Consider the following 13,350-nt stretch of genomic DNA (forward strand, 5'->3'; position numbering starts at 1 on the left):
AGGGCGAGGCCGGCGAGGTAGTGGTCGATCCGGTCGCCCGGCGCCCTGAACCCGGAGTCGCACGAGAGGATGATCATGGGGTGCGCGGCGAGGTCGCGGGGGGAACGTCGTCGTCGGTGCCGCGAGGTCTCGTTCGTCGGGCAAGGCGGTCGGGAAGGTCAGCACGGTCCCCCTTGGTGCGCGGAGATCGTGGCCCATACGACCTTTCCCATCGGGCGTCGCCGGATGACGTTCGTCATCAGCCCACTCACCACCAACACGACGGCACCGAGGTATTCCTCGGATCCACCGGGAGCGCAGTGCGCCATGACCTCACGCGCCCACCTGCGGGCTTTCGCGACGTACGCCGGATCGGCTTCAACGAGGAAGTTCAACGGGGACCGAACGGGTCGGACGGCCGAATCAGCGTCCGACCGTGACCCGGGGCGCGCCATTCCTCCCCACCACCCTCCTCGACCAGGTGGTAACTGGCGATGAGGTCGGTGGGAAGTCCGATGATCACGCCCGTGGCGCGGCGGGCGGAATCGTAGGCGAGGTCGCCGAGGCGTGGGAACTGGGCCACGTCCAAGCGGTCTTGACGTTGGGGTTCCTGAGGCATGGCGGGACCGTAGGACCGGGGGCGGCCCCCTGTATGAATCCCAGGAATAACCCCTAGTGATCGAGGTGAAACCGGTCGCTCATCCGGCGGGTGCGCTCTCCCATGCTCCGGTTTCGATCGATCAAACCGCGGAGCGTCGCGCGGGCGATCGGGTGGTTCCGCACGAGCTGCGGAGCCAGTTTCTCGGCGGTTTCCAACTCCTTGAGGGCCTTGTCGCGCCGGCCGTCCCAAGCGTGGGCACGGGCCAAGTCCATGTGGTGGTGGCCCTGCCGGCTCCGGGGGAGATCGTCGATCAGCGCTTTCGGCGTCTCCTTGTGTATCGCGAGGGCCTTGGCCTGTTGGTGCATCTCGACATGGGTTGAGATCGCGTGCACGGCGACGTTGCCCTCGGAGAACGTCAGGGAGTGCCGATCGAACGAAGGAACGATCGTGCTCAGTCGCGCGGCAGCATCCTGGGCCATCTGAATACGGCTGTCGGCTTCCGCACGCCGATCGGCGCGCGCGGCCGAGATGGCGGCCCGCAGTTGCAGCGATCCCCAAGCCCGGAGTGCGAGGGGGGCGCCCCGGTCGCAATCGTCTTGGACGCTTGCGAGGGCTCGGTCGCTGAGGGCGAGGGCATCGTCCCAATCGGCGGTGGCCCACATGTCCCACACCCGCATCCATGTCGCGACGGCGGGCAACACGGGGTCGCCGGACAGGTCGGCGGCCCACCGCGCCCGTTCCGCCGTCATCGCGATCAGTTCGGCGTGTCCGAGGGAGTGGGCGGCGGTGTGGGCGAACTTGCATGCCACGGCATAGATCGCGAACCCCTCCTCGCGCTCGTGCCCGGTGGCGACCTCGGCCAGGGCACGGGCCTCACGAAGGATGTCGGGCAGGGCCGTCAGGATCGCGGTGTTGGCGGCGGCATCACGTAGCCGGTGAAGGCGTACGGTGTCCGCCCACTGTGCCTGGGAGGTCCGGGGCGTACCGGGGAAGACGGGGGTGAGGTCGAAGCGGCGCATTTCGCGCATGATCGCGGATGCCGCGATCCGCCATTGGTTTTCGCTGGGGGTTGCTGCGTATGGGCGTTCCAACAGGTCGTTGACGTGCACGTGCAGCTCGGCGGCGAGACGCGAGAGGACAGTCACCCTGTCGATTTCGATCCGCCCCCGTTCGACCTTGGACAACCACCCTTGTGTTTTCCCAAGGCTCTCGGCCAGATCGGCTTGTGCCAGGCCGAGATGGAGCCGGGCCCGCTTGACTCGTCGGCCGATCGCTTCCCTGTCTTCCAACACGTGCCCTCCCCGCGTGGCTGTTGTGCTGGCGACGGTAGCGCGCGGCCGAGAGGTCCGGGGCTTGATGAACGAGGGAACGGCACCCTTTCTTTCCCCGGGGAGGGGGCGGGCGCGGTGGGTCAGGCGGGGGGCTGTGGGAGGGTGGTGCCGAGGTCTGTCGGGAGTTCTGCCAGGGGCACCGTGGGGCCGCCTTCGGCGGGGGTGGCCTCCGCCTCGCGGGCCAGGAGTTCGTCCTGGGCCGCTTCTTCCTCCGGGGTCTCGTCGGAGGGCTCGGGGCGTTGGTCCATGGGCGGAGCGTAGCCGGGGGGTGGGGGCGCGGGACCGTTCCCGGGGGTGGGGTCGCCGGGTCGAACTGGGCCCGGGAGGGTGGTGGGGCGGGGTCTCGGGAGGGGCTTCCAGGGGTCGCGTGAGGGGTGTGGAGGGCGTGATTCCGGGTGGGTGGGGGGTCGAAGGTCCCGTCGTCCACATCAACTTCGTGAAGTTCTTCACAAGGAAAAAGGGCCTCTTGGGCCAACGAACGGACCGTTCGGGGCCCGAACGGGGTCCTCGGGCCCGCGTGGGGCGCGTTTTTGTGCGAATGGCGAACGGGGGAAGGCCGCGCTCGGAGGTGTCCACGAACCGGGTGGTCCACCCCGTCGAGGGCCTCGGAGGCCAGTTCAGGACGGGTGAACAACGAGTGCGCGGGGGTTGTGGTTCCCACAGGTGACCATGACTTCGGTCACGCGGGCCGCGCAGTGTATCAGAGGCCCTCCGGCACCTTGTGAACACCCTCACGAGCGTCCCCCTTCCGGGTGCTGGATACTCGTGTTCATGAGCACCACGGAGCGTCCCAGGATCCTCGTAGTAGGAGGTGGGTACGTAGGTCTGTACGCGGCCAAGCGCATCATGAAGAAGATGCGGTACGGCGAGGCGACCGTCACGGTCGTCGACCCGCGGTCGTACATGACCTACCAGCCCTTCCTCCCCGAAGTGGCCGCAGGCAACATCTCGCCTCGGCACGTCGTCGTCCCGCTGCGACGCGTGCTGCCCAAGGCCGAGGTACTCACCGGCCGGGTCACCACCATCGACCAGGACCGCAAGGTCGCCGTCGTCACGCCGCTGGTCGGCGAGGCGTACGAGCTGCCCTTCGACTACCTGGTGATCGCGCTCGGCGCCGTCTCCCGCACCTTCCCGATCCCCGGCCTCGCCGAGCAGGGCATCGGCATGAAGGGTGTCGAGGAGGGCATCGGCCTGCGCAACCACGTCCTCGAACAGCTGGACAAGGCCGAGTCGACCACGGACGAGGAGCTGCGCCGCCGCGCGCTGACCTTCGTGTTCGTCGGCGGTGGCTTCGCCGGTGCCGAGACGATCGGCGAGGTCGAGGACATGGCCCGCGACGCCGCGAAGTACTACACCAACGTGAAGCGCGAGGACATGCGCTTCATCCTGGTCGACGCGGCCGACAAGATCCTTCCCGAGGTCGGCCCGAAGCTGGGCACCTGGGGCAAGGAGCACCTGGAGTCCCGGGGCATCGAGATCTACCTCAACACCTCGATGGACTCCTGCGTCGACGGTCACGTCGTGCTCAAGAACGGTCTGGAGGTCGACGCCAACACCCTGGTGTGGACCGCCGGCGTCAAGCCGAACCCCGTCCTGGCCCGCTACGGTCTGCCGCTCGGCCCCCGCGGCCACGTGGACGCCGGCGCGACCCTGCAGGTCACCGGCACCGACTACATCTGGGCCGCCGGCGACAACGCCCAGGTCCCGGACATGGCCCTGCGCCGCGCCGGTGTCGAGAACGCCTGGTGCCCGCCGAACGCGCAGCACGCGCTGCGTCAGGCCAAGGTCCTCGGCGACAACGTGATCTCCGGCATGCGGGGCTTCCCGCAGAAGGAGTACGCCCACTCCAACAAGGGTGCGGTGGCGGGCCTCGGCCTCCACAAGGGCGTCGCGATGATCGTCATGGGCAAGATGAAGATCAAGCTCAAGGGTCGTCTGGCCTGGTACATGCACCGCGGCTACCACGGCATGGCCATGCCGACCTGGAACCGCAAGATCCGCGTCTTCGCGGACTGGACCCTCGGCATGTTCCTCAAGCGCGAGGTCGTGGCGCTCGGCGCGCTGGAGACCCCCCGCGAGGAGTTCTACGAGGCCGCCAAGCCGGCGCCGGCGCCCGTCGCCGCGAAGGCCGCCCCGGCCCCGGTCGAGGCCGAGAAGGCCAAGGCGTCCTGACGCCCCCGGGCCGGTGACCGCCGGTCCGTCGCATCGCCCCGAAGGGGCCGTCCGCCATCCGTGGTGCGGGCGGCCCCTTCGGCGTTCCCGGAGCCGGGGGGTGACGGGGTGGCGGTGGGGCGGTGACGGCGCCACGGCGTGACGGCGCAACGGCGTGACGTCGCGTCATCGTGCGCGGCTCGGGGCGTGCTTGACGAACCGTCGTACCTGCCCCGATCCGGGGTGCGGAAACCGGCCGGCCTACGTCACTCGATGGGCCATTCCGGTCGTGTCGGCGTATGTACCGGTCGGACTCCGTCAAGTGCGCGCATGTCGGGGGAAGGGGCCGGGGATGCCGTCGGTTGTTGTCACTGGAGGTGTTCGACATGACCGACGCCGCAACGCGGCTGGCCTCGTTGGCCGAGACCCTGCTGGGTGCCCCCCTGCCCGTGCGCATTCGCGCGTGGGACGGTTCCGTCGCCGGACCGCCCGAGGCCCCGGCGCTGATCGTGCACCATCGCCGCGCGCTGCGCCGGATCCTGTTCAAGCCGAGCGAACTCGGTCTGGCCCGGGCCTGGGTGGCCGGGGAGATCACCGTCGAGGGCGATCTGTACGAGGCGCTGGACCGGCTCTCCGCCGTCCTGTGGGAGCGCGACCCCGAGGCCGCACACGCCCCTGTGGCGGCCTCGCGGCCCGCCCGCGCCGTCAGCTCCCGACTCGCCCGGCTGCGGGCCCTGACGGACCGTTCGGCGGCCCTGAAGGACCCCGCCGTGCGGCGCGCCGTGCGGGAGTTGCTCACCCTCGCCCGCCCGTGGTCCCCGCCGCCGCCCCCGCCCGAGGAGGCGCGCGCCGCCGGCGGCTCCGCGCACACCCGCGGCCGGGACAAGAAGGCGATCAGTCACCACTACGACGTGGGCAACGAGTTCTACGAGCTCGTCCTCGGCCCCTCGATGGTCTACTCGTGCGCCTACTGGGACGGCACGGACTCGGCCACCCTCGAACAGGCCCAGTGGGACAAGCTCGACCTCGTCGCCCGCAAGCTCGACCTCGGCCCCGGGGACCGGCTCCTCGACGTGGGCTGCGGCTGGGGCTCGATGGCGATCCACGCGGCCCGCGAGTACGGGGCGAAGGTCACCGGCGTCACCATCTCGCGGGAGCAGGCCGCCTACGCCCGCAAGCGCGTCGCCGAGGAGGGCCTGGGCGACCTCGTCGAGATCCGCGTGCAGGACTACCGGGACGTGGACGACGGCCCCTACGACGCGATCTCCTCCATCGGCATGGCGGAGCACGTGGGCGCGGAGAAGTACCGCGAGTACGCCGCGAACCTGTACGGGCTGCTGCGGCCGGGCGGCCGGCTGCTCAACCACCAGATCGCCCGCCGCCCGCTGGCCGACGAGAACGCGTACGAGATCGACGAGTTCATCGGCGCGTACGTGTTCCCCGACGGGGAGCTGAGCCCGATCGGCACCACCGTCGGCCAACTGGAGCGGGCCGGGTTCGAGGTCCGCGACGTGGAGGCGCTGCGCGAGCACTACGCGCTGACCCTGCGCGCCTGGGTGGACCGGCTGGAGAAGCACTGGACGCGGGCCGTGGAGCTGACCTCCCCGGGCCGGGCCCGGGTCTGGCAGCTGTACATGGCCGCGTCGGCCCTCGCGTTCGAGCACAACGCGATAGGGGTCAACCAGGTGCTGGCCGTGAAGCCCACCGCGACCGGCGGCTCCCCCCTGCCGCTGCGCACCCGCCGCTGGCCGGCGGCCTGACGGACACGACCCGGACGGCACGGAAACGGCCGGGGCCGGACCCCACCTCGCGGTGGTGTCCGGCCCCGGCCGTCGTGCGTGTCCCGTGTCCCGTGCGGCGCCGGGCTACTCGGTCTTGATGGCGGTCAGCATGTTCAGCTTGGCCGCGCTGCGGGCCGGCCACATGGCGGCCAGCACGCCGACCACACCGGCCAGCAGGAGGAAGATCCCGATCCGGCCCCAGGGCAGGACCATCTCCCAGTCGCTGATGTTCCCGGCGAGGGTGCGGCCCAGGGCCCAGGCGAGGAAGACGCCGATGCCGACACCGAGAACCGCGCCGAAGAGCGAGATCACGACGGCCTCCAGGCGGATCATGTTCTTGACCCGGGTCCGGTCCAGGCCGATCGCCCGCAGCATGCCGATCTCCTGGGTCCGCTCGTAGACGGACATCGCCAGGGTGTTGACCACGCCGAGCACCGAGACGATCAGCGCCATGCCGAGCAGCCCGTACATGACGTTCAGCATCGTGTTGATCATGCCGGCCATCTCGTTGCGCATGTCCTCCTGCGTGGAGAAGGCCATGGCCGGGTTCTTGCCGAGGGCGTCCACGAGGGCCTGCTCGTTCGCGTCGCTCGCGCCCGTCTTCATCTTCACGTAGACGGCCGGGATGTACTGCTGCTCGGAGTGCGCGGCCAAGACCTTGTTGTCCAGGACGAGCCCGTTCAGCAGGTCGTTGTCGTTGATGACGGCGCCGACGGCGATGGTGCTCTTGGTGCCGTCCTCGAAGGTGACGGGCACCTGCGAGCCGACCTTCAGGCCGTCCTTCTTCGCGGTCGCCTCGGTGACGGCCGCCTTGCCCTGCGCGAGGGAGTCGACGGAACCGGAGACCGCCTTGACGTCCATGACCTCGGTGATGCCCTTGGGGTCCACACCGGTGGCGCTCTGGTAGCGCTTGTCCGTGCGCAGGCTGTCGCTGGTGTACTCGGAGACGGCCTGCACGCCCGGGGCGCCCTTGAGGGCGGGGATCACGGACTTGTCCATGTTGCCGAAGCCGCCGGCCATCGCGACCTTGTAGTCCGCCTTGATGTTCGCGGTGGTCATCTTGTCGATGGCCGAGCCCATGGAGACGCCGATCACCGAGAGGGTGGTGACCATGGTGAGGCCGATGGCCAGCGAGGCGGAGGTGACGGCGGTGCGGCGCGGGTTGCGGACCGCGTTCTGCGCGGCGAGCTTGCCGGAGACCCCGAAGCCCTTCTCCAGCAGCGGGCGGACCGCGCGGATGACGGGCACCGAGATGGTCGGCAGCAGGATGATCAGGCCGATCATCAGGAAGAACGCGCCGCCGCCCAGGATCTCCTTGCCGTCCTTGCCCGCGGAGATGCCCAGGAAGGCGATGCCGATGCCGAGCACGAAGACCACGCTGCCCATGATGTTGCGCAGCAGCAGGGACTTGGACGTGGCCGGGAGGTGGGCGCTGCCCATGGCGGCGACCGGGGAGATCTTCGCGGTGCGGCGGGCCGGCAGCCAGGCGGCCAGCAGGGTGACGACGATGCCGACGAGCAGGGCGATGATCACGGTGCCGGGGGAGACCACGGTCGGTCCGGCGGGGATCTTCGCGCCGAAGGTGCCGATCGCGGCGCGCATGCCCAGGGCCAGGCCGATGCCGCCGAGGATGCCGAGCACGGAGGCGATGACGCCGACGACCAGGGCCTCGGTCAGGACGGAGCGCTTGACCTGCGAACGGTTGGCGCCGACGGCGCGCAGCAGGGCCAGTTCCTTCGTGCGCTGGGCGACCAGCATGGTGAAGGTGTTGTAGATGAGGAAGATGCCGACGAAGAGCGAGATGCCGGCGAAGGCCAGGAGCATCGTGCTCATGTTCTTCATCTCGTCCTGGATGCTCTTGGCCTGCTGCTCGGCCAGGGCCTTGCCCGTCTTGGCGTCGGCGCTCTTGTTCAGCAGCGGCTTGACCTCGGTCAGCAGCTTCTCCGGGGTGGCGCCGGCCTTCGCGGCCACGGACACCTCGGTGAAGAACCCGGGCTTGAGGTAGAGCTTCTGGGCCTCGGCGCCGGTGAACAGCACGAGGGTGCCGCCCGCGTTGACCTGGCCGTCCTCGGTGGTGAACACGCCGGCGAGCTTGTACTCGCGGACCGGGCCGTTGCCGGCCACCCGCACGGTGTCGCCGACCTTGTACTTGCCGCGCTCGGCGGTGTCCTTGTCGAGGGCGATCGCGTTGTCGGCCGCCGGGCCGGTGCCCTGGACGAACGCGTAGCGCGGGTCCTGGCCGTCCTTGATCGGGGCCCAGTTCGCGCCCTGGTTGGCCCAGCCGTTGCCGATCAGCTTGCCCTTGTCGTCACCGACGCCCGCGAAGCCGGAGACCCGGCCGGCGGCGTTCTCGACGCCGGGCAGCGCGCGGATCTTGTCGAGCGTGCCCTGGGAGACACCGGGGTCGCCCTCCTTGCGGACGCCCTCCTCCTGGCCCGGGCCCCGGTCGGTGATCGAGACCGCGACGCCCGAGTAGCTCTTCGCGGACTGGTCGGACATGGCCTTGGACAGGGTGTCGGTGAAGACGAGGGTGCCGGAGACGAAGGCGACGCCGAGGGTGACGGCGAGGACCGTCATCATCAGGCGTGCCTTGTGCGCGAGCACGTTGCGCAGCGCGGTCTTGAACATGGGGTTCTCTCGTGAAGTCGATGCGGAGGGGGCGGGTCAGCGGGCGGGTGCCGCCGCGCGGGTCGCGCGATTCCCGGGGGTCAGCTGACGCGGCCCTTGGCGTCGAAGTGCTTCATGCGGTCGAAGACGGCGTCGACGGTGGGTCCGTACATCTCGTCGACGATGCGGCCGTCGGCGAGGAAGATGACGCGGTCGGCGTAGGAGGCGGCGACCGGGTCGTGGGTGACCATGACGACGGTCTGGCCCAGCTCGCGCACGGAGTTGCGCAGGAAGCCGAGGACCTCGGCGCCGGAGCGGGAGTCGAGGTTGCCGGTGGGCTCGTCGCCGAAGATGATCTCGGGTCGGGCGGCCAGCGCGCGGGCGACCGCGACGCGCTGCTGCTGGCCGCCGGAGAGCTGGGTCGGGCGGTGGGAGAGACGGCCGGAGAGGCCGACCATGTTGACGACGTTGTCCAGCCACTGCTTGTCGGGCTTGCGGCCGGCGATGTCCATGGGGAGCGTGATGTTCTCCAGGGCGGTCAGGGTCGGCAGCAGGTTGAACGCCTGGAAGATGAAGCCGATCTTGTCGCGGCGGAGCTGGGTGAGCTGCTTGTCCTTGAGGGTGGACAGCTCGGTGGAGCCGATCTGTACGGAGCCGGAGGAGAAGGTGTCCAGGCCCGCGACGCAGTGCATCAGGGTCGACTTGCCGGAGCCGGAGGGGCCCATGATCGCCGTGAACTGGCCCTGCACGAAGTCCACGGACACGTTGTCCAGCGCCACGACCTGGGTCTCGCCCTGGCCGTACACCTTCGAGACGTTCACGGCGCGGGCCGCGACCGCCTGGGTCGTGTAGGGCGAGGGAGAGGCGTAGTTCATGGCGGTCACGGGGACTCCTGGGGATCGTGAGGCGTGGCGGCGGGACCGCCGGACAGCGCGTACTGCGGGACGATCACCATCCTCGCGGCGGAAATCGGCCGGGGGATCAGGCCAGGGGTCCGTTCCACGGGACACCGGAGTCTGACCGTCCGCCCTCGCGTCTCCTCCTTTGGTATGACGTCGACCCCGAGCCGACCCGGCCGAAAGGGCGAGCCGGGCGGCGGGTGGGCACGGCGCGGGGAGGTGCGGGGAGGTGCGGGCACGGCCCGGCGTGGTGCGCGCGCGTGACCGCGCGGGTGCGCACGGGAGTGCGAACGGGGGGCGAGGGTTTGGTTCCGGTGGCACGGAGGGCTCCGGCCGGGACCGGTCGGGGCGATAACGCGCCGACTTCGACGCCGTCCGGGAATATCCGCCCGAGGTCGGTCGCGACCGGGTAGAGGGGCGCGGCGGCCGGCGGAGGGGCGGGAGGGGAGGCGGTGGCTCCGGCCTCGGAGGGGTGACCTGGGGGAGAAGGGCCCGTTGTGACGGATCCGCCGACGGAATTCGCACCCCCGGTCGTACGGACGGTAGACCTGATCGGAGGGTCACCCATCGACAATCGGCCATGATGGGGCGTCAGGTGCCAATAAAATCAGACAACATCGGAAACAAACCCGACTGCTCACCACGCGTGTGGCACTAGGCTCGCACTCGCGATTCCCGCCCCCCTTTTCCGTCGGGAACTCGCGCGCCCTTGCCCGGGTGGTGGAATGGCAGACACGGCGAGCTTAAACCTCGCTGACCTCATGGTCGTGCCGGTTCAAGTCCGGCTCCGGGCACTCTCCCCCCATCTGTGACCTGCGGATTCCCGCAGGGGTCGTGCCCCCGCCGGGGAGTCGCCCGGGCGGGGGCCGGTGCGTTTCGGTACGTGAAACGGAACCGGTGCAGCCCATTCCCATTCGTGCGGTCGAGGTGGGGCGCGCGGGAGGCGCAAAGGGGGCGCACAAGGGGGCGCGTGTAACGGAGGGAGCGAAATGCTCCGCTCTGCGACAAATCCCCGAACGGCCCCACCCCGGCCCGGGCACGAAGCGCGGAAAGAAAACCCACCGCACCCGAACACGGACCCCCGACCACCCCCACCACACCCCCCGACCTCGCCCTTCCCCCCGACACCGACACCGGCCCCGCCCCACCCGGCCCTGCCCGCCCAAGCGCACCCGCCCCGGCGCGAGGCCGCCCGGGCGGGAGAGAGCCCACCCGGGCCCGGGTCCGGCCGATCAGCCCCGGACGACCGTGGCCGAGCGGGTCGACGGCGCCGACCGGGGTGCCCCGACGGGGGGGCGGTGCCCGGGTCCGGGCCCGGACCCGGGCCCGGACGAGCAGGGTCGGACCGTGGGGGCGGGCGGGGCGGCGGTGCCGACTCGGGTCCCCCGATGGGGGAGGTGCTCGGGTCCCGGCCCGGGCGATCAGGCCCGAACAGCCGGGGCCGGGTGGGGTGCCGGTACCGACCGGGGTGCCCCAGTGCGGGGGCGCTCCGGTCCGGGCCCGGATGAGCGGGGCCGGGCCGTGAGGGCGGGCGGGGCGGCGGTGTCGACCCGGGGGTGCCCCCGGTGAGGGGGCGCTCGGGTCCAGGCCAGGGCGATCAGGCGTGGACGGCGGGGGTCGGGCGGGGTGGCGGTGTGGACCGGGGTTGGCCCGATGGAGGAGGCGCTCGGGTCCCGCCCCGGACGATCAGGCCCGAACGGCCGGGGCGGGGCGGGGTGGCGGTACCGACTCGGGTCGCTCCGATGGGGGAGGCGCTCGGGTCCGGGCCCGGACGGGCGGCTGGGGCCGGCGGGGCTCCGGTACCGACCGGAGTCACCTCGGGAGGGGCCCGGGTCAGGGCTCGGATGACCGGGGCCGGGCGGTGCGGGCCGGGCGGAGTGGCGGTGCCGAACAGGGTCGCCCCGATGGGCGAGGGCCCGGGTCCGGGCTTGGACGAGCGGGGCCGGACGGGCGTGCGGGCCTGGACGGCTGAGGCGGGAGGGGCGGGACGCCTGGAACGGGAGGGGAGGGACGGGGTGGCGGTGTCGACCGGGCTCGTCCCGATGGGCGAGGCGCCCGGGTCCGGGCTCGGATGGCCTGGGCCCGTCCGGAGGTATGGGCTGGGTGGGGTGGCGGTGTCGACCGTCCAGACCCGCCCGGGGGCGGGTCTGGACGGTCGGGGTCGGGGGAGCGGGGCCGGGTGGTGGGCGGGGTGGCGCCGGGTGGGGGCGATGCCGACCGTGCCGATCGCCCGCGTGCGACCGATCGGCACGGTCGATCGGTCGCGCACGGGTGCCGGGGCGGGGTGGCGGTCGGCACGGCACCCGCCCGTGCCCATCTCCGCGCGCGCCCGCACCCATCTGCCCGTGCCCGCCTGCCCGCCTGCGCGCGCCCTCGCCCGTCTGCCAGTGCCCGCCCTGCGTGTGGTCGCACGCTGCCTCGGCTTCCCTTCGGGGTGGGGCGCGGTCGCCCGCCCGCTCCGCGCGTGGGGGCGCGGGGCGGGCCCGGTGTCGGGGCCCGGGCGCGGGAGCGGGATCATCCCGTGAGGGCGGTGCGGACCTGGCCCGGGTAGAGGACAGGGAGCGTGGTGAACGGGCCGCGGTGCGGGCTCGCGCCCGCACCCGGCTCGGCCGGCGCCCCCGGCGCGGGCGCGGGGGCCTGCACCGGCCTCGCCGCCGTACCCGGGCCCGAGGCCGCGTTCGGGCTCGCGGCCGCGTTCGGGCCCGAGGCCGTACCCGGGCCTGCGGCCGTGCCCGGGCTCGGGGCCGTACCTGCGGCCGCATCCGGGCCTGGGGCCGTGCCCGGGGTTGCCGGGGCGGCGAGGGTGCCGTTCGCGCCCGGGGTCGGTTGGGGGGTCGCCAGGCGCCAGACGCCGTCGCACACCAGCTTGTCGCCCTCCTGCCCGTTGCCCGGGTCCACCGCGCAGAACGTCTCCCACAGCTCCCCGGTCTTCGTCACCCCCTCGATCACCAGCCGGTTGGCCTGGTGGGCGATCGAGACGCCGCACACGCCGGTCGGGTAGGCGCCCGCCGGGTTGGCGCTCAGGTCGTACCAGCGCCACGCGCCGACCGTGTCACCCTTCACCTCCCGCACGCCCGCGTACGTGATCCCGTCGGGGGTGAGCACGGTCTTGAACTCGCGGTCCTGGTTGTCGCGGACCGCGTCCACGTCCACGCACGGGCCGGCGGGCCCGGTGGCGCCGGTCGCTCCCGTGGGGCCGGTCGGGCCGATGGGGCCCGTGGGTCCGGTCGGGCCGGTGGGTCCCGTGGGGCCGGTCGGGCCCGTCGGGCCCGTGGTGCCGGTGGGTCCCGTGGGGCCCGTCGCACCCGTGGGGCCCTGGGTTCCGGGCGGGCCGGCGGGGCCCGTCGCGCCGGGGGCGCCCTTCGGTCCGGGCGGACCGGCCGGTCCGGTCGCGCCCTTGGGCCCTGCCGGCCCCTTCGGGCCTGCCGGGCCCGTGGCGCCCTTGGGGCCCTTCGGTCCGGGCGGTCCCGCCGGGCCGGTCGGGCCGGTCGGGCCGGGACAGCCGCCGCCCCCGCCCCCGCCGCCGCCCCCGTGCGCCCGTGCCGCCTCCCCGCCGGCCGGCTCCGCGTCCTCGGCCGCCCCCTCGGCCCGTTCGCCCTCCTCGGCCCCGGGCGCGGCCGGGGCGGGCAGGGTGCGCGGGCAGCCGCCGCCCCCGCCGCCCGCCGGGGCGGTGCGGGGTGCGGGGTCGGCCGTCGCGGGGGCCGCGGCGCCGGTCAGCAGCAGGGCGAGCGCGGCGAGGGCGCCGCCGGCGAGGTGGGCCCGGGTCCGGAAGGGGAGCGGGCCGAGCGGGGGACGGGAGGTCCCAGGTGCGGAGTACATGCACCCCTCCAAGAGGGATCGGCGGACGTGACGGCGTCAGCGTGGGGCACGTCCTTCGCGCCACGCCGTCCCCTTTCCCCCGACACCCCGCATTTGTCAGACGATCGGCCTATTCCCGGCCGCCCACACGCCCGGGCCCGTCACGCCGCTCCCGGAACACCCGTCACCTCCGCCCCGCCGGT

8 protein-coding genes and 1 tRNA gene are annotated in these 13,350 nt (G+C 72.4%); 3 read left to right on the forward strand and 6 right to left on the reverse strand.

Going from position 1 to position 13,350, the window contains the following annotated elements; genetic code table 11:
- Positions 1–370 precede the first annotated feature (370 nt).
- From ACN20G_RS15790 to ACN20G_RS15800, 3 genes are all read right to left on the reverse strand, one after another.
- On the reverse strand, positions 371–598 hold the full coding sequence (locus ACN20G_RS15790) for a hypothetical protein (protein ID WP_424213424.1): 228 nt from the start codon (positions 596–598) through the stop codon (positions 371–373).
- 53 nt (positions 599–651) lie between these two features.
- Positions 652–1,872 carry a helix-turn-helix domain-containing protein gene (locus tag ACN20G_RS15795; protein WP_424213425.1) on the reverse strand — a complete coding sequence of 407 codons (1,221 nt, stop codon included), beginning with the start codon at positions 1,870–1,872 and terminating at the stop codon, positions 652–654.
- Between the two features lie 119 nt (positions 1,873–1,991).
- Positions 1,992–2,159, reverse strand: coding sequence for a hypothetical protein (locus ACN20G_RS15800; protein ID WP_424213426.1), 168 nt, complete (start codon positions 2,157–2,159; stop codon positions 1,992–1,994).
- A 523-nt stretch (positions 2,160–2,682) separates the two neighbouring features.
- Between ACN20G_RS15800 and ACN20G_RS15805 the strand changes: the two genes are divergently transcribed.
- Both ACN20G_RS15805 and ACN20G_RS15810 read left to right on the forward strand, forming a co-directional pair.
- Positions 2,683–4,083: an NAD(P)/FAD-dependent oxidoreductase gene (locus tag ACN20G_RS15805; RefSeq protein ID WP_424213427.1), complete on the forward strand. Its 1,401-nt coding sequence runs from the start codon at positions 2,683–2,685 to the stop codon at positions 4,081–4,083.
- A gap of 365 nt (positions 4,084–4,448) precedes the next feature.
- Complete coding sequence (locus tag ACN20G_RS15810; protein ID WP_424213429.1) at positions 4,449–5,822, forward strand: class I SAM-dependent methyltransferase; 1,374 nt, start codon at positions 4,449–4,451, stop codon at positions 5,820–5,822.
- A gap of 105 nt (positions 5,823–5,927) precedes the next feature.
- Here the strand turns inward: ACN20G_RS15810 and ACN20G_RS15815 are convergent, their stop codons facing one another.
- The gene (locus ACN20G_RS15815) at positions 5,928–8,471 is read right to left on the reverse strand and encodes an ABC transporter permease (RefSeq protein WP_424213430.1); all 2,544 of its coding nucleotides are present in this window, start codon (positions 8,469–8,471) and stop codon (positions 5,928–5,930) included.
- 80 nt (positions 8,472–8,551) lie between these two features.
- Positions 8,552–9,325, reverse strand: coding sequence for an ABC transporter ATP-binding protein (locus tag ACN20G_RS15820; protein WP_424215528.1), 774 nt, complete (start codon positions 9,323–9,325; stop codon positions 8,552–8,554).
- Between the two features lie 735 nt (positions 9,326–10,060).
- Between ACN20G_RS15820 and ACN20G_RS15825 the strand changes: the two genes are divergently transcribed.
- Positions 10,061–10,143, forward strand: a tRNA-Leu gene (locus ACN20G_RS15825).
- Between the two features lie 1,720 nt (positions 10,144–11,863).
- Here the strand turns inward: ACN20G_RS15825 and ACN20G_RS15830 are convergent.
- Entirely contained in the window at positions 11,864–13,168 is a 1,305-nt protein-coding gene (locus ACN20G_RS15830) for a hypothetical protein (RefSeq protein ID WP_424213431.1), read from the reverse strand.
- Positions 13,169–13,350: the final 182 nt, after the last annotated feature.

It is taken from the genome of Streptomyces dryopteridis (genome assembly GCF_049606955.1).
GTDB lineage: Bacteria > Actinomycetota > Actinomycetes > Streptomycetales > Streptomycetaceae > Streptomyces.

Bases quoted from the DNA above. Each gene is read 5' to 3' on its own strand.
- ACN20G_RS15805 (WP_424213427.1), top strand. From the start codon at position 2,683: ATGAGCACCACGGAGCGTCCCAGGATCCTCGTAGTAGGAGGTGGGTAC.
- ACN20G_RS15820 (WP_424215528.1), bottom strand. From the start codon at position 9,325: ATGAACTACGCCTCTCCCTCGCCCTACACGACCCAGGCGGTCGCGGCC.
- ACN20G_RS15815 (WP_424213430.1), bottom strand. From the start codon at position 8,471: ATGTTCAAGACCGCGCTGCGCAACGTGCTCGCGCACAAGGCACGCCTG.
- ACN20G_RS15800 (WP_424213426.1), bottom strand. From the start codon at position 2,159: ATGGACCAACGCCCCGAGCCCTCCGACGAGACCCCGGAGGAAGAAGCG.
- ACN20G_RS15830 (WP_424213431.1), bottom strand. From the start codon at position 13,168: ATGTACTCCGCACCTGGGACCTCCCGTCCCCCGCTCGGCCCGCTCCCC.
- ACN20G_RS15810 (WP_424213429.1), top strand. From the start codon at position 4,449: ATGACCGACGCCGCAACGCGGCTGGCCTCGTTGGCCGAGACCCTGCTG.
- ACN20G_RS15790 (WP_424213424.1), bottom strand. From the start codon at position 598: ATGCCTCAGGAACCCCAACGTCAAGACCGCTTGGACGTGGCCCAGTTC.